The organism is Jannaschia sp. S6380 (assembly GCF_023015695.1).
Lineage (GTDB): Bacteria > Pseudomonadota > Alphaproteobacteria > Rhodobacterales > Rhodobacteraceae > Jannaschia.
The window spans coordinates 720,880-746,681 of the sequence record NZ_JALKAS010000001.1; the positions used below are offsets into that span (position 1 = coordinate 720,880).

Genomic DNA, 25,802 nt, shown 5'->3' on the forward strand with positions numbered 1-25,802 from the left:
GATGATGCGTCTCGCCGAATACCGCTCCAAATCCGCCCTACTGGCCGATTTTCTGCCTTGGGCTGCATTGATCGCGCCCGGCGTCATCCTGAACAAGGACGGCAGCCTGCAACGCACAGCGCGGTTTCGGGGGCCGGATCTGGATTCAGCCACGCCCGCCGAACTGGTCGCCACGTCGGCCCGGCTGAACAGCGCCCTCCGGCGGCTTGGTTCTGGCTGGGCCGTCTTCATCGAGGCGCAGCGGATCCCGGCACAGGACTATCCGGCCTCCGAGTTCCCCGATCCTGTCTCCGCCCTCGTCGATGCCGAACGCCGCGCGCAGTTCGAAGAAGCGGGCGCGCATTTCGAGAGCGCGTATTTCCTGACGCTGATATGGATGCCGCCCGCTGACGACGCGAGCCGCGCCGAGGGCTGGTTGCTAGAAAACGCACCGGATCGCAGCACCAAGCCTCAGGATCTTGTCTCCAGCTTTGTCAGCCGCGCCGACCGGCTGATCGATCTGCTTGACGGGTTCATGCCGGAAATCGCCTGGCTCTCCGATGCCGAGACTCTGACCTACCTGCATTCGACCGTTTCGACCCGGCGTCAGCGCGTCCGCGTCCCGGAGGTCCCGATGCATCTGGACGCGGTGCTGGCCGATGATCCGTTGGTGGGTGGGCTGACACCACGGCTCGGGGCCGCGCATCTCAAGACCCTGACCATCATCGGCCTGCCAAGCGCCACCTGGCCCGGTTTGCTCGACGAATTGAACGCTCAGGGTTTCGAGTATCGCTGGTGCACGCGCGCGATCTGCCTCGACAAGACGGATGCCGCCCGGGTGTTCACCCGTATCCGACGCCAGTGGTTCGCCAAGCGCAAGTCGGTGGCCGCGATCCTAAAGGAGGTGATGACCAACGAAGCCTCGACCCTGCTCGACAGCGATGCGGCCAACAAAGCGGCCGATGCGGACGAGGCGTTGCAGGAACTCGGTGCCGATGTAGCGGGCGCGGCCTACGTCACCGCGACGATTACCGTCTGGGACGAGAATGCCCGTACCGCCGAAGCGAAGCTCAAGGCAGCAGAGAAGATCGTGCAGGGGCGCGATTTCACCTGCATCCCGGAAACATTGAACGCGCTCGAGGCCTGGCTCGGCTCCTTGCCCGGCCATCTATACGCAAATGTCCGTCAGCCACCCATCTCGACGTTGAACCTTGCTCACATGATCCCGATCTCGGCGGTCTGGGCGGGGCCGAACCGGAACGACCACCTCGACGGCCCGCCGCTGTTTCACGCCGAAACCGACGGCACGACCCCGTTTCGCTTCTCCACACATGTGGGCGATGTCGGCCATACCTTGATCGTCGGCCCGACCGGCGCTGGCAAATCGGTCCTGCTGACCCTCATGGCGCTGCAGTTCCGGCGCTATGCCAGTGCGCAGGTCTTCGCCTTCGATTTCGGCGGATCGATCCGTTGCGCCACGCTCGCCATGGGTGGCGATTGGGAGAACCTCGGCGATGCGCTGGCCGACGAGGAACCGGCGGTTCAGTTGCAGCCGCTGGCGCGGATTGACGAAGCGGCGGAACGCACCTGGGCCCAGGACTGGCTCGCGGGCATCCTCGGCCGCGAAGGCGCGATGATCGACCCGGCGGCGCGGGACAATCTCTGGTCGGCGCTGACCTCGCTCGCCTCGGCTCCGCGCGAGGAGCGCACACTCACAGGCCTCTCGGTCCTGCTGCAATCGACCGAACTCAAACGCGCGCTGAAGCCCTTCTGCCTCGGCGGGCCTTTCGGCCGGCTTCTGGATGCGGAGGTCGAAGACCTGGGCAGCGCGGACGTGCTCGCGTTTGAAACGGAGGGGCTGATCGGCTCAGCAGCGGCACCCGCGGTGCTCGCCTATCTCTTCCACCGGATCGAGGCGCGGCTCGACGGACGTCCCACGATGATCCTAATCGACGAGGGCTGGCTTGCGCTGGATGACGCCAATTTCGGCGGGCAGCTGCGCGAATGGCTGAAGACGCTCCGAAAGAAGAACGCTTCGGTGATCTTCGCCACCCAATCGCTGGCCGATATCGACGGGTCCCTCATCGCACCGGCCATCATCGAGAGCTGCCCCACGCGGATCTTCCTTCCCAACGAGCGCGCTTTCGAGCCGCAGATCGCGCGCATCTATCAGAATTTCGGGCTGAACGACCGCCAGATCGACATCGTCGCCCGCGCGACGCCGAAGCGGGACTACTACTGCCAGTCGCGGCGGGGCAACCGGCTCTTCTCGCTGGGGCTCGGCGAGGTGGCGCTGGCCTTCACCGCCGCCTCCTCCAAGGCCGACCAGACCGCCATGGCCGAGTTGCTCGCCAGCCATGGCCGGGATGGCTTTGCCGCCGCCTGGCTGCGCCATCGCGGTCTTGATTGGGCCATCGACCTGCTCGGGCCCGACATCGCACCAGCCGATCCGACACCCCCTCACCCTGACCAAAAGGAGACAGAACATGCCCCACAATCCTGAGCGCCCTACACGGCCCCGCAAACTTGCCGCCGCATTGATGGCCAGCGCCCTCGTCCTGACGCCGGTCCTGACGACACCGGCTCAGGCCTTCTTCTTCGGCGGTGGTGGGCGGATCGTTTACGACCCGCGCAACCATGCCGAAAACATCCTCTCGGCCGCCCGTGCGCTTGAGCAGATCAACAACCAGATCGCGCAGATCCAGAACCAGGCGCAGATGCTGATGAACGACGCGCTGAACCTCGCGAACCTGCCACATTCCTCACTGGCGCAACTGCAAAACGCCATCGGCGAAACCCAGCGCCTCTTGGCCGATGCCCAGAGCCTCACCTTCGACGTCGCCACCATCGAACAGGCCTTCGCGCAGGACTACGGCGCTGCCGCAGCGCAGGGCGATTTCGATGCGATGATCGCCGGCGCGCGCGAGCGTTGGGAGACCTCCGTCGCGGGCTTCGAGGACGCGTTGCGCGTGCAGGCCGGGGTCGTGGGCAATATCGACGGCGCGCGAACTCAGATGGACGCGCTCATCCGCGAAAGCCAAGGAGCCGTTGGGGCCCTGCAGGTCGCGCAGGCTGGCAACCAACTGCTCGCATTGCAATCGACACAGATCGCCGATCTGACGGCAGCCATCGCCGCGCAGAACCGGGCCGAAGCGCTGGAAGCCGCCCGCATCGCCTCCGCCGAGGCGCAGGGCCGCGAAAACCTCGCCCGGTTCCTCGATTACGGCGGCGGCTACTCCCCCGGCACAGTACGGCTGTTCGAGGAGTAAGCGCATGGCCCTCGACACCCCGCGAACTCTGCGCCTCGTCGCCTTCGGTGTGGGCGGTCTCGCTGCCCTCGCCGCCGCTGTGGAACTCACCCGGACGATCCTGCCAGAGAAAGGGCATGTGGTCACGGATAGCGCGCTGCGCAGCACGCTCGCACGCTGCCGTGACCTGACGCCCGAAGACTACGCCACCGACACCGAATGCCGCGCCGCCTGGGAGGCGGCCCGGCAGCGCTTCTTCGATCTGGCTCCTGAGCCGGCCGGGACGGAGTAAGGCAATGGGCGGCGTCAGCGTCATCGACCGGTTTCTCGAGGTCTTCGCCTCCTACATCGATTCCGGTTTCGGACTTCTCGGCGGCGACGTCGCCTTCCTCGCCACCACGCTGATCGTCATCGACATCACGCTGGCCGCCCTCTTCTGGGCCTGGGGCGCGGATGACGACATCATCGCGCGGCTGGTGAAGAAGACCCTCTTCGTCGGGGTCTTTGCATACATCATCGGCAACTGGAACACGCTGGCCCGGATCGTCTTTGACAGCTTCGCGGGGCTTGGCCTGGTCGCCACCGGCGGCACCATTTCCGCCAGCGAGCTGCTGCAGCCCGGGCGCATCGCGCAGGTCGGGCTCGAGGCCGGGCAGCCGATCCTCGCCTCCATCGCCGACCTCTCCGGGTTCGTCGCCGTCTTCGAGAACTTCATCCAGATCGGGATCCTGTTCTTCGCCTGGCTGGTGGTGCTGCTCTCGTTCTTCATCCTCGCAATCCAGCTCTTCGTCACCCTGATCGAATTCAAGCTGTCCACGCTGGCAGGCTTCATCCTCGTGCCCTTCGGCCTGTTCAACAAGACCGCCTTCATGGCCGAACGCGTGCTGGGCCTCGTCATTTCTTCGGGCGTCAAAGTATTGGTGCTGGCCGTGATCGTCGGCATCGGCTCCACCATCTTCAGTGAATTCACCGCCGGATTCGCGGGCGAACCCACGATCAACGACGCGATGTCCGTGGTCCTCGGCGCGCTGGCGCTCCTCGCCCTCGGCATCTTTGGACCGGGCATCGCCAATGGCATCGTCTCGGGCGGGCCGCAACTTGGCGCAGGGGCCGCGGTCGGCACCAGTATCGCCGTGGGCGGGGCCGCGGTCGCCGGTGTGGCCGGAACCCGGATGGCCCTTGGCACCGGTGGCGCGGCCCTGCGTGGTGCCAGCGCTGTCGGCAGCGGAACCGCCACTGCATACCAGCTTGGCGCGGCTTCCCGCAGCACAGGCCTCGGAAAAACCGTCGGTGGCGTGGCAGCGGTCGGCAAGACCGGTGCCGTCGCAGCGTTCAGCCCGCTCCGGCGCGCGATCTCGGAAGGCGCGCAGTCTGGTGCCCGCGCAGCCTATGCCGCCACCGGGGGACGGATGGCGGGTGGTGCCCTGCCCTCCCCGGCCAATGACGGCCCGCCCGATTGGGCGCGCCGGATGAAGCGCCAGCAATCCCTTCAACACGGCCTTTCCACCGCCGCCCATGTCATCCGCTCCGGAGACCATGGCGGCGGCGGCACGGTCGTCAGCCTCTCCGAAAGGTCCTCCTGATGTTCCGACGCCCCAGTGTTCGATATGGCACCACGCCCGAGCCCGTCACCCCCTACCAGAAGGCCGCCCAGGTCTGGGACGAGCGCATCGGCTCGGCCCGCGTTCAGGCCCGAAACTGGCGCCTCATGGCAATGGGCTGCCTCGCCCTGTCCGCCGGGCTCAGCGCGGCGCTCACCTGGCAATCGACGCGCAGCAGCGTCGTCCCCTACGTGGTCGAGGTCGACGATCTCGGTGCGGCACAGGCCGTCACGCCAGCCTTGGCCGAGTATCGCCCGACCGATCCGCAGATCGCCTGGCATCTCGCCCGCTTCGTCGAGCTTGTCCGGCAGGTCCCGGCCGATCCGATCGTGCTGCGCCAGAACTGGCTTCGTGCTTATGACTTCGCCACGGATCGCGGCGGGATTGCGCTGAACGACTATGCCCGCGTGAACGATCCCTTCGCCAGCGTTGGTGACACACAGGTCTCCGTCGAGGTCTCCAGCGTCATCCGTGCATCAGAGTCGAGCTTCCGCGTCGCCTGGATCGAGCGGCGCTATGAAAACGGTCAGCTCGCCACAACCGAACGCTGGACCGCCATCCTGACCGTCGTGATCCAGCCCCCGCGCGATGCAGAGCGCCTGCGGGCCAACCCGCTCGGCGTCTATGTCCATGCCATCAACTGGTCGAGGGAGAATGCCCAATGAGACGACTTCGCCCCATCCCCATTCTTCTCCTAGCGGCCACGGCGCTGACCGCCTGCACGGGGCAACGCCCGCCCGAAATCGCCTATGACGACCAGGTCCCGGCCCTTGCTCCGCCACCGCCGCCGCCCCCTGTTGAGGGACCACCACGCCCGGTCCACACACCCCCGGCCTGGACGCCCTCCCGCGGCGGCGATCCGGAAGCGGACACACCGGAGGCCCGCATCATCGCCGCCAATGCCGCCGCCCGCGTCGAACCCCGCCAGCAGGGCTATTACAACGCCATGCAGATCTTTCCGTGGAGCGAGGGCGCGCTCTACCAGGTCTATGCCGCCCCCGGGCAGATCACGAATATCGCGCTCGAACCTGGCGAACGCCTGACCGGCCCCGGCCCCATTGCCGCTGGCGACACCGCGCGCTGGATCATCGGCGACACCACAAGCGGGTCGGGACGCAGCGAGCGTGTCCATATCCTCGTGAAACCCACGCGCCCCAACATCGCCACCAATCTCGTCGTCAACACCGACCGGCGCACCTATCACATCGAATTGCACGCGAACGAAGAGACCTGGATGCCCAGCGTTGCATGGGCCTACCCGGAGGTGCGATCCACGCCCCGCGCCCCGATCCTCCGGCGTCCGGCGATCCCGCCAGAGGCCGACCGGCACTACCGCTACGGCCTGCAGGGCGACACGCCGCCGTGGCGCCCGGTCTCGGTCTTCGACGACGGGCGGCGTGTCTACGTCGTCTTCCCGCCGGGCATCGCCCAGGGCGAAATGCCCCCGCTCTTCGTGATCGGCGCGGATGGGCGTGGCCAGATCGTCAACACCCGCGTGCTCGGGAACGTGCTGATCGTCGACCGTCTGTTCGGTGCGGCGGAGCTGCGCCTCGGCGAAAGCCAGCAACAGGTCGTACGGATCGTGCGGACGGATGGCATCCGACGTCAGCCGAGCGGCCCTCGACCGGAGGCGGAGCGATGACACACCCACCCGAAATGCCCGAGCGCCCAAAGATTGAAGAGGACATCGCCCGCGAACTTCGCCTGAGGCCGGACCCACCCCGGGTGATGCGTCTGTCCCGCCGGGCCATCGCGATTGCAACGGCAGTCGGCGGGCTCGGGCTCGGCGCAATCCTGATCATGGCACTGCAAAGCAACCGACCGGTCGGAAGTCAGACCGAGCTCTACTCCACGGAACGGATCCAAGCCGCCGAAGGGCTCTCGACGCTGCCACGCGACTATGCCGATATCCCGCGTCTCGGACCGCCTCTGCCCGGTGAGCTTGGCCGCGCCATTCTCGGCGCTCAGGATCGGGGTCAGCCTGTGCCTGCTCCGCCGCTTGCGGGGCCGGTCCCGACGACCGTCGATCCGGACGAACAACGCAGACTTCAGGAGATCGAAGCCGCCCGCCTGAGCGCCCTCTTTGCCGAGGCCCAGACCGTGCCGCGCGGCGGCACGCCGTCAGTCCCGTCCTTGCCCGCGACGGGCGCGCTCTTCCCCAACAGCCCGAACGCCGGCGCGACCAACGACCCCGTCTCGAGCCGAGAGACCTTCCTCACGCGGACCGGCGATACGGGATCCGTGAGCGCTGAGCGCATCACGGCACCGCCCAGTCCCTACATCCTGCAGGCGGGCACCGTGATTCCCGCGGCCCTCATCACCGGCCTTCGCTCCGACCTCCCCGGCCAGATCTCGGCGCAGGTGACCTCGAACGTCTATGACAGCCCCTCGGGTCGCTACCTGCTGATCCCGCAAGGCGCACGGCTTCTGGGAGAATACGACAGCCGTGTCGCGGCCGGGCAAAGCCGCCTGCTCCTCGTATGGACCCGCCTCATCCTTCCGGATGGTCGCTCCATTGTTCTGGAACGCGCGCCCGGTACGGACGGAACCGGCGCGTCCGGCCTCCAGGACCGGGTGAACTACCATTGGGGTCGCGTTTTCCTCGCTGCTGGCCTCGCCACGATCCTGAACCTCGGCCTGGAGAGCGGAGCCGACAGCGAGGATGATGTCGCCCGTGCCATCCGCGAAGCCGCACAGGACACGATCGGGCGGACCGGGGACGAGATCGTGAGACAGCAACTCGCCGTCCCGCCGACACTGACCATCCGCCCGGGCTTCCCCGTCCGCGTCATGGTCACCCGCGACCTGATCCTCGAACCTCTGGGAGAAATTAGATGACGAAGCTGAAGCTCGGCCCGATCCATGACGACAAGCCGGTCAAGCTGACCGTCGAGCTGCCCGCCGACGTGCACCGCGACCTCTGCGACTATGCAGCGGTCCTGGGCCACCAGACAGGCCAGGACCTGGAGCCTGCGCGCCTCGTTGCCCCCATGCTCGCCCGCTTCATGTCAACGGACCGTGGGTTCGCAACAGCGCGCAAGACGGGGTCGCGGGCCAGCCGCAAGAAGCCTCCGGATGCGCAAGCGCAACCCGATGGCGAGCAGGGTTAAGCATCTTTGGTCGGAGACTCTGTGGCGGATCGATTTGCACACGGATCGCACATCAGCCCGCCCTAGCCGCATCAGGTCGCTACGGAGTCGGTCCGATCCTCCATGGCCAACTTGGCTCCATCGCGCTTAAACTATTTTCTAACGCGAACAGAGGCTGGTGGTTTGGAACGGTACTTCTCAACCCGTATGCCAGGAATGCAGTTTCTCAGAAATGTCCTGCTCTTCAGTTTGGCTGGATTGCTGCCTGTCCTAGTGTTCTACGTTGCGCTTTCGCCAGGTTTTGCAACCGCTTTGGCCGACGGAGGACCTGCCCTAAAGCGGTTTCTGAGACAGGTTTTGACGAATGGCCTACCAGTGGTCGTGATCGTCAACTACGTCGGTTTCTTTCTTTTCGCAGTTTCTAAAGAAAGTTCCGGAGGTGGTCGCGACCCGGGCACCTACATCGTCGTCGATTTCTTCTCCAGACTCGGTCTTTTCGTTGGCCTTCACGCGTTAATCTACGTTGTTTCAGCCGACTGGTACGGATCGTTTGGCGGAAGCCGTACGACAGCTTTGCGGGTCGTCGCACCGACACTTGCGCGCTCTGCACTCTTCGAGAACATCTCCGGGGTCTATCTCTATGCGACTCTGGTAAGCGCCATCCCTTTGTACATTTCTGCGGTCCGAAGCTCGCCACGCCTCGCACCGGTCATCCGTTTTTTTCCGGATCCGATCGGACCGGTAGCAATCGCGCTTCTGATATTTGCGGCTGGGGCGGCCTGCCTGACAGCTTTGGCGGCCCTCTTTGTTGGTCTGCAAGCCTAACTGGGCTTTGCAGCTTCAAGCGACTGCCTGTGGGTGATTACTCGAATAATCACCAGGACCCAAATCCAGGCAAGAACTGCACTCCAAATAGCGTTCCAGCTTGCCATGGACAGAGTTAGGAACTCCCAGGCGACCTCGTCGCACATGACCAGGTTGGACGGACCCGACGATGCTGATGGTAACAGATCCGACCCGGTCAGACTCGAGAGATCCAGCCCGGACCCGGTGCAAGATGTAGGCCCTTGCCACCAGTCACGTTCGACACCCGTGTGGTACACTCCGATTATGGCGGTCGTCGCTGCGGACGCCGCGCCAACAGCTAGGAGAACCAATGGAGCAAACCCAATGGCCAACAACACCCCCGCCCCAATCGCCACGGCATGGGGATATCTCTGCCAAATGCACATAGCACACGGTGCATATCCGAGTGCCTGAAAGATGAATGCTGACAGAAGAAGAACAGCGGATCCCCCCGCAGCGAGCAACCCAAGTTGTTTGCCTGTCACTTTTGCCTCGCAAAGTCAGATTGATTTGGCCCAAGGTTCGTTGAGCAAAGATCCTGAGCCTTCGCGCGCCATGCATTGACCTGCATGGCTATTCGCCTGTCAGCAGCTTCTTTCGAGCCGTGTAATCCTCAGCGTCTATTTCGCCCTTCGCGAAACGCAAATCTAGTTCGCTCATCGCGTCGGACTTCCCCCGCGTGCTCGATCCAACATCCGTATTGCGAACGAACCAAACGACACCCGCAACAACCAATCCCAGAACAACAATCCAAAGGATAGGACCAAACATCATGCCCATCCCATATCCCCAGCCCGACATGTGCCCGTAGCCGTCTGGATCGGCCAAGGCAGGTGTCGCGAACAGCGCTGCAAGCACCCCCAATCGATACATGTTGATCTCCTAATCCAAACGATGTCGCCAACCATCGATCCAAGCCTTTGATACCCGGACAACGTCCTGTTTTCACGACGAGAAATGTATCAGTTTGTAGAGTTGACCATGGCCCGAACATAGCGGTACTGCCGGTTCAGTCAGAGTAGGCGAAGTAGCGGAATGGATTCTGGAAAGCGATCGACACTCGTAACACTCGGTGCGATTGTCGCGGGATACGCGGCTTTGCGCACAGTGCCGTCGCTTTTGCCTGAGAAACTGGAACTCGAGCCGCTCGATAACCCCGATGGCTTTCGGAAATACGTCGCGGGTGACACCTCAGGCGGTTTTGATCCCTTCGTAGGGCTAGGTACCCGCGAAAGCGATGCGGTCATCGCTCGAAAGGAGGCAGCGTTAGAGCGCGTGTCGAACAATCTATGTGACGCTCTCTACGGCGAACTGGGAACCAGTCCTGCAAGGGTGCCGATCGCGTCATTCTCAGACTACTACTGCCCGTACTGCCGCATTCAGACGGAGCGGCTTGCGGAAATGACCAACGCGATGCCAAACGAGGTTGCAGTCGCATGGCACGAGCTTCCCTTGTTGGGTGATAGCTCGAATCTAGCTGCCAAAGCAGCCCTCGCGGCAAAGCGTCAGGGCGCGTATGTCACCTTTCACGAGAGACTGATGACAACGCCCTTCCAAGCAACGCCGGAGTATCTTTCGCGTCTCGCGGGCGATCTTAGAGTCGATGAAGAACGTTTGGTCGCGGACATGGAGAGTCCCGAAGTCGTGCGGGAGTTGGAAAACAGCTCAGCGCTTGCGCGTGTGTTCGCCTTTGTTGGAACGCCGGCGCTGGTCATTGGTCGTACGGTTGTTCAAGGGCAGATCAGCGACACAATGGTGCGAAAGATCATCGAACTGGAAAGAGAAGAGGGTTGGAACGCAGCGTGCGTCACAGTGTGATCGATTTCAGTCACGGAGGCCGACAAGCGCGTGACGAGAATTGGAGATACCATGAATAGAAGACAGTTCTGCGCGCTCACCGCTGCAATGGTGTTGCCTGGTATCGCATGGGCTGCGACCCGCGAAATTTGGTCGGCACCAGAAGTTGCCGAGGCACTCGACGCGGAAGCAATAACTCTGCTGGATGTACGCACTCGTGCCGAATGGGCAGAGACGGGCCTTGCTAAGGGAGCCTGGCCGGTCAGCATGCACGAGCGAGGCTTTGAACAGCGGCTCTTTGCGGCACGTGATCTCGCTGCTGGACGGCCCGTCGCGCTGATCTGCGCCACTGGCGGTCGCAGTGCGCAGCTATTGGCAGCCCTCAAACGTGCCGGATATACCGGCTTTATCGATGTCTCCGAGGGCATGCTTGGCTCGCGCCGCGGTCCCGGTTGGATCGCGCGTGGTTTGCCGATCACCGATCTCGAAACGGCACTCGCAGCGATGCCGCAAGCGCTGCGCTGAATGGCGGAAGAGGCGGTGACACCGCGAGTGAAATGGCTTGCTACGCGCGTCATGACCATATTCGCAGTGTGGGTTACGCTCGCACATCTGGACGTCGCGCAAGCCGCCGAGTCGAATGTTTTTGAAAACCCGGCGGTCGCCGCTCGCCTGATTTCAGCCGAGGATGGCATCACACCGGACGCATCCACCGTCTCTCTCGGACTGGTTCTCGAATATGGTGAAGGATGGAAAGGGTATTGGAGAACGCCCGGCGAGGTAGGTCTGGCGCCAGAAGTTGACTGGCAAGATTCTTCCAATCTAGCTTCTGCCGAAATCCTGTGGCCTGCACCGGATCGCTTTGAGGCCTTCGGCATCGAGAACTTCGGGTATTCTGGCATAGTCGTCCTGCCGATCCGAACGACGCTGAAAGACCGTGGCAAGCCCTTGAAGCTTCGCGCCAGCGTGACGCTCCTGACATGTTCCGATGTCTGCGTCCCTCATGCCTTCGACCTGGCTCTGGATGTTCCGAGCGGCACTGGCATTGATCAAGTGTCTGCCGACGCAATCGCAACTTTCGTTGCGCGCGTTCCGGCGAACGCGGACGAAAGCGATATCAAGATCACGGCCGTGGCCCGTGACGAAAGGTCTTCTGCACTCGTTGTCACAGCCGAAAGCGACCGACCATTCGAGACCGTCGACGTCTTTCCCGAATTCGGGCCTCTGGTGACGTTCGGCAAGCCTGATATCCGGCTCAACCGCGATCGATCAGATTTATGGGCTCGCATTCCTCTGAACGCGTGGTCGGACGAGCATACAACGCCGTTCCTTACGGTGACAGATAGCGGACGGGCGGTCACAGCTCCGGTGGTTTTGAGTACCGACGTCCCTGCCCCGCCCTATGAAAGAGCATCTTCAAGTACGAGCGCACTTCAGTTGGCAACGATCGCTGCGATCGCCTTTCTGGGAGGTCTGATCCTGAACGTGATGCCCTGTGTATTGCCTGTCCTGTCGATCAAGCTCGCTTCGGTTCTGAAAGCATCAGGCCAATCTCAACGGATCATTCGGAACGGGTTTCTGTTTACCGCAATGGGTGTCCTGACATTCGTCTGGATGCTTGCGATGTTCGTTCTTGGCCTCAAATGGGTCGGCGTGTCGGTTGGCTGGGGTATCCAGTTCCAAAATCCCGTCTTCGTAGCACTGATGTTCATCGTGATTTCCATTTTTTCAGCCAACGTGCTCGGTTTGTTTGAGATTTCCCTGCCCTCTGGCATCCAGAATCGCCTCGGGGCGAACAGTACAGGTTCCGGGTATGCCGCTGATTTCGGCACTGGTCTGCTTGTCGCCGTTCTGGCAACCCCATGTTCTGCGCCGTTCCTTGGGACAGCGATCACTTTTGCCTTGGCAGGCAGCGCGACCGATGTGCTGTTCGTCTTCACCGCTCTCGGGATTGGACTGGCGTCGCCCTACCTGTTCATTGCGGCACGCCCCGCCCTAGTCGAGCGCTTGCCCCGCCCTGGCCGTTGGATGCTGCTCATCAAAGCCGGCCTCGGACTTCTCCTGGTGGCGACTGCCGGATGGCTGCTTTTCATACTTGTTGGGCTAACGGGATGGCCTGGCGCTGCGTTGGTCGCCGCCTGCACCACTGTTCTGATCCTACTGCTCAAGACAGGTCGGCCACACGGAACTTCAAGGAGCAGTCTGATCGCTGCCAGTCTCATACTGCCCCTGATCTGGGTCGGCCTGTTCACGCATCAATCGAAGCCCGAAAATCCGACAGCGAACACCTACTGGCAGGCATTCGAGCCGCAGCAGATCGCAAGATATGTGTCAGAAGGCCAAACCGTGTTTGTGGATGTCACGGCCGATTGGTGCCTGACCTGCAAGGCCAACAAAACGCTCGTCCTGGATCGCGGGCCGATTGCTGGCAGGTTGAGCGACGAGACGGTAATTGCCATGCAGGCCGACTGGACCCGACCGGATGACGAGATCGCCCGCTTCCTTGAACTCCACGGACGCTACGGCATTCCTTTCAATATCGTGTTCGGCCCAGCGGCGCCGTCCGGTGTGGTGCTGCCAGAAGTTCTGACGCAAGCAGTTGTCATTGATGCGCTGGCCGCTGCTTCAACACGAAAACCCGGAAACGAATGACGAGACTATTTCAGAACCAGGTTCGCTACTGAAGCGACAATCCTACCATCTGTGTCGTCGCTGTCGGCCGAGATGGCCAGACCAATCAGTGTACCAGGATCATCGCCGAACGCTGCTCTGAAATCTCCTGCCAGATCCACGCTTTCCCGATGCTCCCCGGAGCCGCTTGTACGCAGGACTTTGGTACGCAGCCGTGGAGAATATGGGCTGGGCAAAATGGACCCGACTTCATGTGCCCCACCCCACACATAGATAAGAGCGCGGGCGGATTCTTCGCGCAAAATCCGCCTGGCGTTTCCACCAGAAAGTGCGTCGGCGCGGGTTTCATCCACAAAGACGAAATAAACTGACAGATTGCGATCGTCGCTCCCCTTGACCGTCAGATCCGTCGCAGTGACGCCCTCTTGCACGCGCCACGCCCATCTGGCCTCAACAGCGTCTCGTTCAGATTGATCGACCGGCCGCCACAAGAGTGAAACTGTCCCATCGGAAATCACGTCCAGTTGTCGTCCTCGCTGGACGTAGTCGTTGGAAAATAGCCTTAAGAACCCCTGCTCTTTCCAGCTGCCGTCGAACTCCACGAGCGCTTCGGCAAACCCCAGCCCAGGTTGCAGCGCAAGCAACGCCGCGAAGATCGTATTTCTCGTATCAATCACGTTTTTCACAACCACCCAAGTGCGCGTGCAGGCATCCACAGCCCCATGAAAATCATCATCAAATTCTCGGTCAGTGACACAAATCCCAATGGTACGTTGGAGCCGCCGCCGACGCAGGCGCACTTCAAATCCCGCTTGTCGATATAGACCGCTTTAAAGACCGAAACAGCGCCTATGGTCCCGATAAGCAATGCGACGGGCGCGCTTATCCAAACTAGGGCTCCGGCGACCATGAGAACGCCAGCCAACGCCTCGCCAAATGGGTAGACATATCCGTAGCGGACCCACCGTTGCGCCAATAGATCGTAATTCAAGAACATCGTGGAGAAGCCTTCGACGTCCTTGAGCTTTTGAACCGCGAGAAAACACATTGAGACCGCGATGAACCACTCGAAGGCGCGTAAGGTGAAGATGGACCCGAAGGAGGCCCAGCTCAGTCCGAGCGCCATTAGGAAAGCAACCGAGAAGATCGCGATGACCGGTTGATAGGTGGTTTCGTCCTCTCCTCGCACCTCCTGGCCAAAATGCTTCCGGAGCGCGTCGTACCCACCAATACGCTCACCGCTGATGAAGGTTTGAGGCGTCGTCTCGACGCCATATTCCTTCTTGAATGCGTCGGTCTCCGCACGAGACGTGAGGTGGTGGTCCTCTACCTCGTAGCCCTCCCGCTCAAGTAAATCCTTCGACTTGAGCCCGTATGGGCAGAGATGATCCTCCATCACCATTCGGTAGAGAACGGCTTTTTTCGCGTCGGATACCGTATCTTTCGGCATGGTCAGCTCCTGTCGGTTTGACGTCACGCGTCGCAGCGTGTCCAGCCGATGAACCCGGCTCGGGATCCGGCATCGAGCGTGTAAATCAGCGTCGACTCGGCAAGTGCGTCGTCCGAAGACCCGTCCTCGGTCGGCGTTATAGAAACCGCCATCCCATCGGTCGAAAGCGAGACAGCATCATCGCTCGTAGTCTCCGAAGCAGAGAGGCGGATCAGATCGCCGCTCAGCTTCATCAGAGCTACGGCTTCGCCGTCGACGTCGCCCATGGCAACAGTAGGTTTGGCCGTGGTGGTGAAGTTGAACGTGCAGGCCGCGCCATCGGGAAACAGCTTGGCGATATCGGCCTCGGTCAGAAATTCCGGATCGATGGCGGCAACCTTGGCGGTCGAGAGCGCCTCCGAAAGCGGGACGATCTGTGCTTCAGGTGCCTCCTCCTCGGTCCCGTCGCCGTTGGCCTCGATATCCTCGATCAGGTACCGCATTTCAGCGATTTCCTTGTCTTGCGCATAAACGATTTCATCAGCGAGCTTCTGGACGCGAGGGTCTGACAGGTTCGATCGCGACGACGTCATGATCGCGATGGAATGGTGCGGGATCATAGCGCGCATGAAGCTGGTGTCGCCAACTGTAACCTGGCTTCGAACAAGCCAGAGAGCCCCAGCAAAAACGACGATTGATCCGAGATAGATTGCAGCGTTCATCGCCTTGCTCTTGTACATACCGAGCATGAAGGTCAGCATTACAAGGGCCATGGCCGCACCCATCACGAAGGCCATGTAAAAGCGTGTTTCGGACCAGAACAGATGAGTCCACTGGTAGGTATTGAAGTACATCAGAGCGAGCATGATCGCCGTCGACGTGCCGATCATGGCAAAGAATTTGCCATAGGATGATGTCGAATGCCCCGATGCTCTGTCACGAGCGGTCTGCCGCGCGCCGTGTGAGGCAGTCGCTGCTTGAGTATTCTGATGCGTTGCGTCAGACATGATGATCCTCCGGAGTAGTTTCCACAGAAACAACCCTCCAGCGCTGGAGGGTTCCGAATAATCAGGATTATCTATTCTTTTCAGGTGGCTCTGACATCCAGTTCCGTCATCATGCCCGTCGCCATATGCGCCATATGGTGACAATGCAGCATCCACGGCGCCACTTCGCCCGCGTCGAAGGCGACGGTCACCATTCCCATCGCGGGGACATGAACTGTATCGCGGACAGCGCCTGCGATGCGGGTTCCGTTGATGTCAACGACCTGGAAGACATGACCGTGTAGATGCATCGGATGCGCCATCATCGACATGTTGTGAAACATCATCTCGACGCGTTCGCCCTGAAGGACCGCAATCGGTGTGTGTCGTCCCCAAAGCTGGCCGTTGATCGTCCAGGAATATGGCGCCATCGACCCGCCAAGCATGATCATATGGGTCCGGTCCGGGCGCTTGATATCGAGCGGGTGCCTCGCGCGGAGAACTAACTCCATCGTAACATCGCCTGAAAACGCGGGATGGGCGCTGCCGCTTTGGTTTGCCAACTTTGAAACTTCAGCGCCCGCTGGCGCAAGGATGAGCCCGGTCCGTTCCCGTGCGCCCTCGCGGAGAGCAAGAACCGGCACCGCCAGCCCGCTTTCCGGCATCGTGAGTTCGATATCCAGCCGTTGTCCCATCGCAAGCCCGAACCGCGAGCCGCGCAGGGGCTCGACCGGGTCTCCGTCCACAGCCACCAGTTCGCCCTGCGCATCTCCGAGATCAATCCAGAACGCAGTCATCGAAGAGGCGTTGATGATCCGTAGAAGAACACGCCCCCTCTTATCGACCCGCACAACCTCAGGATCGTCGCGTGTTCGATCGTTCGCGAGATACGCGTCAAACTCGAAATCATTCAGGTCCATCGGCACGCCGCCATGATCCATGCCAGGCATCGCCATCGCACCATGATCCATTCCTGCCATGCCAGGGATCTGCATGGGGTCCGCGCTGTGGCTGCCGATTATCCGACGTGGTGTCGTTTCCATCCGGCTGCCATGCTGGACCATGCCGTGATCCATCGCAGCGCCAGAGGTAAAATCCGCCAGAATCTCCTCCCCGGACCTGAAAGAGAAGTCATGCAGGAACATCACGACCTCCTGCCTGTCGCTTGCTGCGTCCTCGGCGCTGCGCACGATGAGGGGCGCTGCCAGAAGGTCGATCTCCTGAGCCGGAACATGGCTGTGCATCCAATAGGTGCCCGGGCGCGGCACGAAATCGAACATCCGGCTGGCCCCCGGTGCGATCATAGGCGCAGTGTTTGAAACTCCGTCCATGGAGTTCGGCGGAATCTGACCGTGCCAATGCACGATGGTCTCTTCCTTTAAGTCGTTGGTCAGTTGGACCCGAAAACGCGCGCCGGGATCGAGAACGAGACCGGATCTTCCAGACCCATCCAGAATTCCTTTGACCGTCGCCGCCCTGCCGCCAATGTCGAGCGTTCGCGTGGTGACTTGAAGACTGGCCGCGCTCGTCTGCGCGTAAACCGGCCTGCTGACCACAGCCGGAAGAACCGGCATACCGAGCGTCGCCGCAGAGCCGGAGAGGAAGGTGCGCCTCGAAAGAGACTTTATTTTCTTTTGCTTTCAGGAGGGCGCTGTCGCCCGTTGCTACGAGTTGTTGTCTTCGTTCAGGATACCGCCGGGCCGCCCGCCAGATCGCTGAGGATCGGACAGTCTGGGCGATGGTCGCCATGGCAGGACCTGACCAGATGCGAGAGTGTCTCGCGCATGGATTGAAGCTGCGCGATCTTGTCGTCAATCGCTGTCAGGTGTTCTTCGGCGACGGCCTTGACCTGAGCACTTTCCCGGCTTTCGTCCTCGTAGAGACTGAGCAATGTCCGACAGTCCTCAATGGAAAATCCGAGAGCGCGGGCGCGGCCCAAGAAAGCAAGCTTGTGCAGATCGGTTTCGCGAAATGCTCGATAGCCATTGCCACTGCGTTGTGGGCGCACCAGCCCGATATCCTCGTAGTAGCGAATGGTCTTGGGCGGGATGCCAGAGCGTTCCGCGACTTCTCCGATGTTCATGGGTACGAGTCTCCTATTCCGCCGGTTGGGTCCGGGTATGCGGGACATGCCTGCCAGGTGAGCGTTTTTCGTTCATCGCCGGCGCGATGCGACGCAGGCGCAGGGCGTTGGTCAGGACCGATACCGAAGACAGCGCCATTGCACCCGCGGCAAAGACCGGCGACAGCAAGAGCCCGAACGCTGGGTACAGCACGCCCGCGGCCACCGGGATCAACGCCACATTATATCCGAACGCCCAGACGAGGTTCTGCCGGATGTTCGACATGGTCCGTTTGGACACTTCAACCGCGTTCACCACGCCGCGCAGATCGCCCGACATCAGAACCACGTCGGCGGATTCGATGGCGACATCCGTGCCCGTGCCGATGGCAATGCCGACATCTGCATGCGCCAGCGCGGGAGCGTCGTTGATGCCGTCGCCCACGAAAGCGATCTTGCGTCCCCCTGCCCTCAGGTCATCGAGCGCCGCCACCTTGCCGTCCGGCAGTACACCGGCGATCACATGATCGATCCCGGTCTCACGAGCGATGGCCTCCGCCGTCTCCTGCTTGTCGCCGGTGATCATGGCGACCTGAAACCCGCGGTCATGCAGGGCGGAGATCGCTGCGCGGCTTGCGGGTTTCACCGGATCGGCGACCGCGATCACGGCGGCCAATCGGCCATCTACCGCTGCATAAAGCGCGGTACGGCCGCGACCAGCCAAATCCCTTTCCGTTTCGACGAGAGCGGAGATATCGACATTCTCGCGGAGCATGTAGCGATCTGCGCCGACCATGACCTCCTGACTGTCGACCATGGCCGCGACCCCGTAGCCGGTCACGGACCGGAAACCCGAGGCAGACGGAACATTGATACCTTCACTCCGCACACCACGGACGATGGCTTCGGCGATCGGGTGCTCCGACTGGTCCTCTACGGCGGCGATCTGAGCAAGCACTCTCTCGCGGTCGAACCCTTCGGCGACGACCACATCGGTGAGCGTCGGTTTGCCTTCTGTCACCGTTCCCGTCTTGTCGAGCGCGATGACGTCGACATTCGAAAGCTCCTGTAGGGCATCTCCCTTTCGGAACAGCACGCCCATCTCTGCTGCCCGGCCTGTTCCCACCATGATCGAGGTCGGGGTAGCCAATCCCATGGCACACGGACACGCGATGATGAGCACGGAGACCCCGGCCACCAGCGCAAAGGTCAGCGCCGGGTCGGGGCCGACCACCAGCCAGACCAACACCGTCAGGGCGGCCAGGGCCATGACGGCAGGGACGAACCAGAGTGTGACGCGGTCCACGAGCCCCTGGATAGGCAGTTTGGCACCCTGCGCGTCCTCGACCATGCGGATGATCTGCGCGAGCGTCGTATCAGCGCCGACGCGCGACGCCCGGAAAGTTAGGCTACCCGTGCCGTTGACCGTGCCGCCGGTGACAATTGCGCCCGCAGCCTTAACCACGGGTACAGGTTCGCCGGTGATCATGCTTTCATCGACGTTGCTGGTGCCATCGATGACTTCCCCATCCACCGGAATTCGTTCTCCCGGGCGCACGAGGATCGTGTCTCCGACACCAAGACTATCGACGTCTACCTCGACGGTCTCTCCATCGCGGAGGACACGCGCGGTGCGAACCTGAAGACCGAGAAGGGCCTGGATCGCGGCACCCGTCCGCCCCTTGGCGCGTGCCTCGAGCCAGCGTCCGATCAGGATCAGCACAACGATGACAGCGGCGGCCTCGAAATAGACCGCTCGCACGCCCTCTGGCAGCAGTCGAGGCAGGAAGGTGGCGACAACCGAGTAGCTCCATGCGGCCCCCGTTCCGACGGCGACAAGGCTATTCATGTCCGGTGCACCGCGCAGCAACGCCGGTATGCCCTTAGTGAAGAAATGCCGGCCTGGGCCGAAGAGAACGATGGTCGCCAGAACAAATTGGATGATCCACGACGTCTGCGTCCCGATGCTGTTCTCGATGGCCATGTGAAAGGCGGGGATTAGATGCGATCCCATTTCCAACACGAAGACAGGCAGGGTCAGAGCAGCCGCAAGCAGGACGTTGCGGCGCAACGCATCCGCTTCCTCGGCCTTGCGTTCGACGCGTGACTGGCTCGCGTTGGCCTCTGCGACTTCGGCGGGGTAACCGATGGCGGAAGTCGCAGCCATCAGATCGGCAGGTGTGACAGCACCTTCGAGATACTCGACCACCGCGGTTTCCGCCGCGAGGTTCACTGTGACCGACAGAACCCCCGGCACATCCGCGAGCGCCTTGTCGACCCGCCCGACACAGGACGCGCAAGACATGGACGCGATGTTCAGGGTGACCCGGGCGGTACGCGCCGGATACCCTAGCTTGTCTAGTGCTTGGGCTGCATCCTGCAGCCGATCCGAACCATCGACCGACAGGCGCGCCTGTTCGGACGCGAGGTTGACCGAGACATCGGAAACGCCTGGCAGCGTTGAAAGGGCCTTTTCGACGCGGCCCACGCACGACGCGCAGGACATGCCCTCGATGCTCAATGTGGTGTGCGTGCTATGGGTCATGACGAATCCCTTCGAATTGGCTTCGATCATGACATAGGGCTTCCAGTCACTGGAAGCTCAAGAGGGTTTATGGAAATTTCTTGCGGCCGATTTATTATGATTGACCTTCCACCTGCTGGAATCTCTATCTGGTCTTCAAATCACGAAAGGACTGTGCATGAAATTCCGCGTCCCAGATATGAGCTGCGGCCACTGTACGGCTGCAATTACAAAGGAAATCACAGCCCTCGATCCGCAGGCCAAGGTCACTACTGACCTCGAAACGCGCACGGTTGAAGTCACAACGGAACGGCCGAGCACTGCCGTGAGCGATGCGATCAAGGCCGCAGGATACGAGTCGGCGTTGGTCTGAGGTTATTGCCTCGCCGCACGGGCTTCCTCTGCAAGTTGGATCATCTGATCGGCTTCGATGACGCCAGGCACAAGCGCATCGCCGATCACGAATGAAGGCGTGCCGTTAAAGCCAAGCGCGCGACTGAGTTCCATCGAGGCCGCGATATGCGCGTCGATTTCCGGCGCCTCCATATCGCGTCGCAGCTGTGCGATATTCAGTCCGACCTGTTGCGCCACCTGAATGACAGAAGCTTCTTCTGCCCGCCCTGGCATTCCCATCAGAGCCCAATGAAACTCTTCATATTTGCCCTGCTCCCGCGACGCGAGTGCTGCGCGCGCCGCGAAAACGGAACCGTCGCCAAGGATCGGCCACTCCCGATAGACCAGCCGGACATTCGGATCTTCTTCGAGCAGTGCTTCAATGTGAGACTTCACGCGACGGCAGTAGGGGCAGTTGTAGTCGAAGAATTCGACGACCGTTACATCACCTTCGGGGTTGCCGAGGACCGGCGCATTTGGGTCGTTTTCCAAAAGATCGCGATTGTCCGACAGAACAGTTGCAGCAGCCTCGGCCTGGCGCCGCTGTTCCCGTTGCTCAATGATCTGCACCGCCTCCAGGACAATTTCGGGATTGTCGCGAATGGCCTCGAGGACCAGCTCCTTGACGCGATCTTCGCTCAAGCTCTCCGCTTGCGCGGCAATCGGGACAATCAGGGCAGTCACCGCCACCAGTTTCCAAACCAACTGCATATCAATCTTCCCTCTTCCGCGTCTCGCCTTCGGTTCGCGTGGCTTGCATCTCCTGTACGCGCTCCGGCCATGTCGACTGAATGTATCCGAGAATGTTCCAGATCTCCTGATCTGATAGCTGATCCCCGAAGCCGGGCATGCCGCTGTCGAACTCCATACCCTGGGCCGCCATCAGCTTCCGTCCCCCGAGTTTCGTGTACTCAAAAAGAACCTGATCCCCGTGATGCCAGGTGTGGCCGGTCTCGTCGTGCGGAGGTGCCGGCAGACGGCCATCTTCGCCCGGGCTCTGCCAGTCGTCCTGTCCTTCCAGATTGGCCCCATGGCAGGCCGCGCAATTCTCAATGTAAAGGGCCTCGCCTGCCGAAAGATCCACGTCTTCTGGCATCGCACCGGGACCAGAGCCCGACGCATCTGCCGTCCAGAAATAGGCCCCGGCTGCCGCAACGAGAACGAAACCGGCCACTAGGATTGCCGTTCCCCGGATCATGCCACTTCAATCCAGGTCATCATACCGGCGGCCGCGTGCGACAGCATATGGCAATGCAGCAGCCACTTTCCGGGGTTGTCCGCCACAAAGGCGATATCTCGGACCTCACCTCGCTCCAGCAGCGTCGTATCCCGAAGCGGGCCAAGGCTGCCATCAGGCTCAACCTCGTGAAAGTGCATACCATGCAGGTGCATTGCGTGGGGGAACACAGTGTCATTGGTGATCTTCAGACGCACTGTTTCGCCGTGCGACAAGGATGCCAGTGGCGCACCGTTCATGCCGCCGACACTTCCGTTGAACGCCCAGAAGTTACCGGACTGCATCATGTCGCGCATCGACGACATCCGCCGGCCCATCATTGCACCACGCATGCCACCCATCGCGCCGCCTTCCATGAGGAGACTTAGGTCGCGGGCCCCTGCCAGTTGGGGCATGGCGTGGTTGTTCGGTGGAAGCGGCCCCGGCGCGGCTCTTCGCGACTTGGCACCGTCACCTGTCACTTCGAACGCGACCTGCGAGAAACTCTCATTACGGTCAAGCTGCACGATATGTCCGGCGCTGCCCGTCTCGGCAATAACATCGACGATAAGGTCAATCCGCTGCGCGGGAGCCAGGATGAAGGTTCCCTCCACCTCCCGTGGCTGGACCAACGGCATGCCATCCAAGGCGACAATCCAGCCCTCGAGACCGTCTAGCGCCAGTCGGAAAATGCGCGCGTTCGCTGCATTGATCAGGCGCAGCCGAAGACGCTCGTGACGAATGACCGGTTTGGACAAATTATAGGTGCCATTCGTCGTGATGTAGTTCCCGAGCCGGCCTGCATGGCTCAGATCATGCATCGCCCCGAACGTCTCCGCGATCTGAGCCGTGTCGGGATCAATGAGCCAATCGTCGAGGATCAGGACCTCTTCGTGATCGATGTCGAGGGGGTCGGGCTCTTCGACGATCAAAGCGCCGTGAAGGCCGCGCGCCACCTGCTCAAACGAGCGGTTGTGCGCGTGGTACCAATAGGTCCCTGCATCAGGCACAATGAAATCGTAGTCGAATGATGCTTCAGGAGCGATCGCTTCCTGAGTGAGACCGGCCACTCCATCCATAGCATTGTCGATGCGGATGCCATGCCAATGTGTCGATGTCGCGTCGGGCAGACCATTCACCAATCGCCTCTGCACCCGTGCACCCTGCATTACCCGGATTTCTGGCCCCGGCGCCATGCCTTCAAAACCCCAGATACGCGTTGAGCCGTAGTCCTTAGGCAAAAGCTGAATATCGGCGACACGCGCGTTCAACTCGGGCGAAGCGGCCGCGGCACTTCTCGCCCCAAGGGCAGCGAATGCTGTTCCTGTCGCGATGAACTGTCTTCGGTTGAGTTTCAGGGTCATCAAGTGCTCTCAGTTCTCGGACAAGTCGTTGTCCATGATATAGCTCGCCATCGCAGCGAGGTCGGCATCACTCAGAAACGCTGTTCCGTAGTTGACAACTTCTGCCATGCTTCCCCCGAAAACATCGCCTTCGGGTGTGATCCCGGTGCGCAGTGCGTAGGCCAGACTATCCACGTCCCAACCGCCACCTTGTAGATCGGCAGGCAGAATGGAGGGTGCGCTTTTGCCACCCGGCAAGCTGTCGTTGCCAGCAAAGATGCGGCTCGCAATCCGTGCGCCTGCCAAGTTCCGATCCGTGTGACAGGCACCGCAATGGGCAGCTCCCCTCACGAGCCACTTTCCGCGATTCCAGGCCTCGCTGCGGCCTGCCTCTGGAGCTGTATCCGGCTCCGAAAGGTAGGCGGCGCGCCAAAGCTTCAATCCCCAACGTTGATCGAATGGGAAACCGGCCTCGTGTTCAAGCGACGGTTCTGGAACCGCAGGGACGGTTTGGAATGCGGCCCAGAGGTCGGCGATGTCCTGGTCCGTGAAGCCCGCGTAGAAAGGGTATGTGAAGGTCGGAAAATACGGGTCACCGCTAGGCGAAACACCCTGCCGGACGGCCCGCGCGAAATCGGACATTGTCCAGGTCCCCATCCCGTGATCGGGATCGGTCGTCAGGTTCGGCGGATAGAATGTCCCGAAGTCGGTCTCAAGCGGAGCGCCTCCTGCCAGAGGCGCGCCGCCGGCTTCGAAATTGCTGTGACAGGCAATACATCCGGAGGCGCGTGCAAGATATGCGCCGCGATCAACATTGCCTTCCAGTTCCTCAAGCGCGCTCGGAGGATCGACTCCGATCGGCCAGGCCATCAGGCCGGCAACGCCGACCACTCCAAATACACCGACGAGCAGCAAAGACCTGAACAGGCGCGACACGCTTCAGTTGTCCTCTGCGCGAAACTTCTGATGACAAGCCGAACAGGTCTGCGTCACGGCCATGAACCCGGCATTGACCGGCATTTCCGCCAGCATCTCTGTGGTCATCATCTGCGTCGGAGCGCCGCCCATCATGCCTTGGCCAGTGCCCATCATGGTTTGGTTTCCACCCATCATGACCTGCCCGGTTCCCATCATGCCCTGGCCGGATCCCATCATGCCGCCGCCCGGCATATCACCCGGTCTTTCCAGACCATTTGCGGCTGCCAGTTTCATTCCTTCGGCAGTGTTCCGGAGGGCTTCTGCCAGCGCCGCAAACTCTTCCCAATCCTCCCAGATCGTATCAAGCGCCTCGGAGGGTTCCCCATTCGAGCCTTCGGGAAACAACTCGGTCATTTGCTTACCGGCGTGACCAATCATCGTATCGGCGGCATTGCGCACCACGTCAGGATCGTACTCGGTCTGACCGCGCATCATAGGTGCGAGACGTTTCATCTCGTCTCCCATCTCGCCCATCGCGTCCATACGCTCTTTCATCACACCGGTCGCGCCGGAATGCGCCAATGCGGCCAACCCGACAGATGAAGCAACGAGGGCCGTCATCCAAATTCTTGTGTTCATGTTGCTTTTCCTTCTGCTCGGTTCTCAGTTGATACCGTTCGCCCGTTGCAGCTCGCGCACATATGCGATGATCATTTTCACATCTCCATCCGTCACGCCTTCGACCGCCGGCATGTTTCCAAAGCGCCAATGATGGGCCCGCACCCCGTTTTTCGCCGCCAGCAGAAACGCTGCGTCGCCATGGTGACTGGGTTCATAGATCTTGTGCACAAGCGGCGGCGCCACACCGTCCTGACCAGCGGCGTTTGCGCCATGGCAAACAGCACATTTCGCTTCAAAGGCAACTTGTCCGATCATCGCGTTTTCGGAGAAGGTCTCGGGCACGACGACCTGCACCATAGCACTACCGCTGGACCGAGATTCGACGGTCCCGGACGGATCGTCGCCCTCTTCAGTAGCGCTCCACCAAAAGCCGATGGCCATGATTGCCGCAATAGCAACAGCCAGAACTGTGTAGCGGCCCATCAGATCAGCTTGACCTGCGTGCCGACGGGCGTCCGGTCGTACACCTCGATGATGTGCTCGTTGTAGAGACCGATGCATCCGCTTGAAGATCGTCTCCCGATCTTTCGCGTGTCATGGGTGCCGTGAATTCGATAATACTGCCATGACAGGTGCATCGCGCGGGCACCGAGAGGGTTGTCCGGCCCAGGCGGCATGTAAGCCGGCAATGAAGGATCGCGCTCTCTCATTGACGGTGTCGGCGTCCAGTCTGGCGCAGGGTCCTTGAAAGTGATCTCTGTGTAACCGCGGCGCGTGAGTTCGTCGGTCATCGGTACCGATGTTGGGTAAATGAACATTTCCCCGCCTGGCATCCACTGTTGCATGACGCGGGAATTGGTGTCGGAAATGATGATGCCCTTGCCGAGCTCATCGAAATGATCCTGCCAATTGTGCAGTTTGAAGCCCGACGTGTTTCTCCGGACTACGCCTGAGGATTGGGCCCTGGCTACTGCGGGTGCACAGAGCACCAGAGCACCCAGGCTGCCGGCAAAAGCGCGCCGAGACATTGCAACTCGGTTTCTTGTCTGCATGGTTCTGCCTCATTTCCATGTCGAACGTCTTGATTTCTATCGAGCATTGCGGATTCCCGGAACTCTT

28 protein-coding genes are annotated in these 25,802 nt (G+C 61.4%); 13 read left to right on the top strand and 15 right to left on the bottom strand.

Features of this window, described 5'->3' with window-relative positions; genetic code table 11:
- The first annotated feature begins 1 nt into the window (after position 1).
- The 9 genes from trbE (at position 2) to MWU52_RS03775 (ending at position 8,742) form a co-directional block, all read left to right on the top strand.
- Positions 2-2,482, top strand: a complete 2,481-nt coding sequence (gene trbE, locus MWU52_RS03735; RefSeq protein WP_246949572.1) for a conjugal transfer protein TrbE — start codon at positions 2-4, stop codon at positions 2,480-2,482.
- A gap of 37 nt (positions 2,483-2,519) precedes the next feature.
- Complete coding sequence (trbJ, locus tag MWU52_RS03740; protein WP_246949575.1) at positions 2,520-3,248, top strand: P-type conjugative transfer protein TrbJ; 729 nt, start codon at positions 2,520-2,522, stop codon at positions 3,246-3,248.
- A gap of 4 nt (positions 3,249-3,252) precedes the next feature.
- Positions 3,253-3,519, top strand: coding sequence for a putative entry exclusion protein TrbK-alt (trbK-alt, locus tag MWU52_RS03745; RefSeq protein WP_246949577.1), 267 nt, complete (start codon positions 3,253-3,255; stop codon positions 3,517-3,519).
- Positions 3,520-3,523: 4 nt separating this feature from the next.
- Positions 3,524-4,810: a P-type conjugative transfer protein TrbL gene (gene trbL, locus MWU52_RS03750; protein ID WP_246949579.1), complete on the top strand. Its 1,287-nt coding sequence runs from the start codon at positions 3,524-3,526 to the stop codon at positions 4,808-4,810.
- Positions 4,810-5,493: a conjugal transfer protein TrbF gene (gene trbF / locus MWU52_RS03755; protein ID WP_246949581.1), complete on the top strand. Its 684-nt coding sequence runs from the start codon at positions 4,810-4,812 to the stop codon at positions 5,491-5,493. Before trbL ends, trbF begins: the two co-directional genes overlap by 1 nt.
- Positions 5,490-6,470 (top strand): P-type conjugative transfer protein TrbG, encoded by a 981-nt coding sequence (trbG, locus tag MWU52_RS03760; protein WP_246949583.1) that lies wholly within the window; start codon positions 5,490-5,492, stop codon positions 6,468-6,470. The genes trbF and trbG overlap by 4 nt, the downstream gene beginning before the upstream one ends.
- Complete coding sequence (locus MWU52_RS03765) at positions 6,467-7,666, top strand: TrbI/VirB10 family protein (RefSeq protein ID WP_246949585.1); 1,200 nt, start codon at positions 6,467-6,469, stop codon at positions 7,664-7,666. Before trbG ends, MWU52_RS03765 begins: the two co-directional genes overlap by 4 nt.
- Positions 7,663-7,938, top strand: a complete 276-nt coding sequence (locus MWU52_RS03770) for a DUF2274 domain-containing protein (RefSeq protein ID WP_246949587.1) — start codon at positions 7,663-7,665, stop codon at positions 7,936-7,938. Before MWU52_RS03765 ends, MWU52_RS03770 begins: the two co-directional genes overlap by 4 nt.
- A gap of 195 nt (positions 7,939-8,133) precedes the next feature.
- Positions 8,134-8,742, top strand: coding sequence for a hypothetical protein (locus MWU52_RS03775; RefSeq protein WP_246949590.1), 609 nt, complete (start codon positions 8,134-8,136; stop codon positions 8,740-8,742).
- Here MWU52_RS03775 and MWU52_RS03780 read toward each other — a convergent pair.
- Both MWU52_RS03780 and MWU52_RS03785 read right to left on the bottom strand, forming a co-directional pair.
- Entirely contained in the window at positions 8,739-9,248 is a 510-nt protein-coding gene (locus tag MWU52_RS03780) for a disulfide bond formation protein B (protein ID WP_246949592.1), read from the bottom strand. The genes MWU52_RS03775 and MWU52_RS03780 overlap by 4 nt on opposite strands.
- 88 nt (positions 9,249-9,336) lie before the next feature.
- Positions 9,337-9,636 carry an SHOCT domain-containing protein gene (locus MWU52_RS03785; RefSeq protein ID WP_246949595.1) on the bottom strand — a complete coding sequence of 100 codons (300 nt, stop codon included), beginning with the start codon at positions 9,634-9,636 and terminating at the stop codon, positions 9,337-9,339.
- A gap of 162 nt (positions 9,637-9,798) precedes the next feature.
- Here MWU52_RS03785 and MWU52_RS03790 point away from each other — a divergent pair, with 162 nt between their 5' ends.
- The 3 genes from MWU52_RS03790 to MWU52_RS03800 are packed head-to-tail and all read left to right on the top strand — an operon-like array spanning position 9,799 to position 13,212.
- Positions 9,799-10,581: a DsbA family protein gene (locus MWU52_RS03790; protein WP_246949597.1), complete on the top strand. Its 783-nt coding sequence runs from the start codon at positions 9,799-9,801 to the stop codon at positions 10,579-10,581.
- A 51-nt stretch (positions 10,582-10,632) separates the two neighbouring features.
- Positions 10,633-11,085, top strand: a complete 453-nt coding sequence (locus MWU52_RS03795) for a rhodanese-like domain-containing protein (RefSeq protein WP_246949599.1) — start codon at positions 10,633-10,635, stop codon at positions 11,083-11,085.
- Positions 11,086-13,212, top strand: coding sequence for a protein-disulfide reductase DsbD domain-containing protein (locus tag MWU52_RS03800; protein WP_246949602.1), 2,127 nt, complete (start codon positions 11,086-11,088; stop codon positions 13,210-13,212).
- A 5-nt stretch (positions 13,213-13,217) separates the two neighbouring features.
- On the opposite strand, the gene MWU52_RS03805 is transcribed toward MWU52_RS03800, so the two are convergent.
- The 6 genes from MWU52_RS03805 to MWU52_RS03830 all read right to left on the bottom strand — a co-directional run bounded on the left by MWU52_RS03805 (position 13,218) and on the right by MWU52_RS03830 (position 20,213).
- Entirely contained in the window at positions 13,218-13,868 is a 651-nt protein-coding gene (locus tag MWU52_RS03805) for a DUF3047 domain-containing protein (RefSeq protein WP_246949605.1), read from the bottom strand.
- A 5-nt stretch (positions 13,869-13,873) separates the two neighbouring features.
- Positions 13,874-14,641 (bottom strand): MauE/DoxX family redox-associated membrane protein, encoded by a 768-nt coding sequence (locus MWU52_RS03810; RefSeq protein WP_246949608.1) that lies wholly within the window; start codon positions 14,639-14,641, stop codon positions 13,874-13,876.
- Between the two features lie 23 nt (positions 14,642-14,664).
- Positions 14,665-15,627 (bottom strand): DUF305 domain-containing protein, encoded by a 963-nt coding sequence (locus MWU52_RS03815; protein ID WP_246949610.1) that lies wholly within the window; start codon positions 15,625-15,627, stop codon positions 14,665-14,667.
- Between the two features lie 80 nt (positions 15,628-15,707).
- On the bottom strand, positions 15,708-17,180 hold the full coding sequence (locus MWU52_RS03820; RefSeq protein WP_246949614.1) for a multicopper oxidase domain-containing protein: 1,473 nt from the start codon (positions 17,178-17,180) through the stop codon (positions 15,708-15,710).
- A gap of 110 nt (positions 17,181-17,290) precedes the next feature.
- Complete coding sequence (gene cueR / locus MWU52_RS03825) at positions 17,291-17,689, bottom strand: Cu(I)-responsive transcriptional regulator (protein WP_246949616.1); 399 nt, start codon at positions 17,687-17,689, stop codon at positions 17,291-17,293.
- Between the two features lie 13 nt (positions 17,690-17,702).
- Positions 17,703-20,213: a heavy metal translocating P-type ATPase gene (locus MWU52_RS03830; RefSeq protein ID WP_348645516.1), complete on the bottom strand. Its 2,511-nt coding sequence runs from the start codon at positions 20,211-20,213 to the stop codon at positions 17,703-17,705.
- 157 nt (positions 20,214-20,370) lie between these two features.
- On the opposite strand from MWU52_RS03830, the gene MWU52_RS03835 reads away from it, so the two are divergent.
- Positions 20,371-20,565 (top strand): heavy-metal-associated domain-containing protein, encoded by a 195-nt coding sequence (locus MWU52_RS03835; protein WP_246949620.1) that lies wholly within the window; start codon positions 20,371-20,373, stop codon positions 20,563-20,565.
- Positions 20,566-20,567: 2 nt separating this feature from the next.
- Here the strand turns inward: MWU52_RS03835 and MWU52_RS03840 are convergent, their stop codons facing one another.
- The 7 genes from MWU52_RS03840 to MWU52_RS03870 form a co-directional block, all read right to left on the bottom strand.
- Positions 20,568-21,296, bottom strand: a complete 729-nt coding sequence (locus tag MWU52_RS03840) for a DsbA family protein (RefSeq protein ID WP_246949622.1) — start codon at positions 21,294-21,296, stop codon at positions 20,568-20,570.
- A gap of 1 nt (position 21,297) precedes the next feature.
- Positions 21,298-21,783 (bottom strand): cytochrome c, encoded by a 486-nt coding sequence (locus tag MWU52_RS03845; protein WP_246949624.1) that lies wholly within the window; start codon positions 21,781-21,783, stop codon positions 21,298-21,300.
- Entirely contained in the window at positions 21,780-23,165 is a 1,386-nt protein-coding gene (locus MWU52_RS03850; RefSeq protein ID WP_246949626.1) for a multicopper oxidase family protein, read from the bottom strand. The genes MWU52_RS03845 and MWU52_RS03850 overlap by 4 nt, the downstream gene beginning before the upstream one ends.
- Before the next feature lie 9 nt (positions 23,166-23,174).
- Positions 23,175-24,014, bottom strand: coding sequence for a cytochrome c (locus MWU52_RS03855; RefSeq protein ID WP_246952750.1), 840 nt, complete (start codon positions 24,012-24,014; stop codon positions 23,175-23,177).
- A 69-nt stretch (positions 24,015-24,083) separates the two neighbouring features.
- Positions 24,084-24,683, bottom strand: coding sequence for a cytochrome c (locus MWU52_RS03860; RefSeq protein WP_246949629.1), 600 nt, complete (start codon positions 24,681-24,683; stop codon positions 24,084-24,086).
- Between the two features lie 42 nt (positions 24,684-24,725).
- A complete protein-coding gene (locus MWU52_RS03865; protein ID WP_246952752.1) occupies positions 24,726-25,040 on the bottom strand; it encodes a cytochrome c in 315 nt (104 codons plus the stop codon).
- A 125-nt stretch (positions 25,041-25,165) separates the two neighbouring features.
- A complete protein-coding gene (locus MWU52_RS03870; protein ID WP_246949632.1) occupies positions 25,166-25,735 on the bottom strand; it encodes a L,D-transpeptidase in 570 nt (189 codons plus the stop codon).
- Positions 25,736-25,802: the final 67 nt, after the last annotated feature.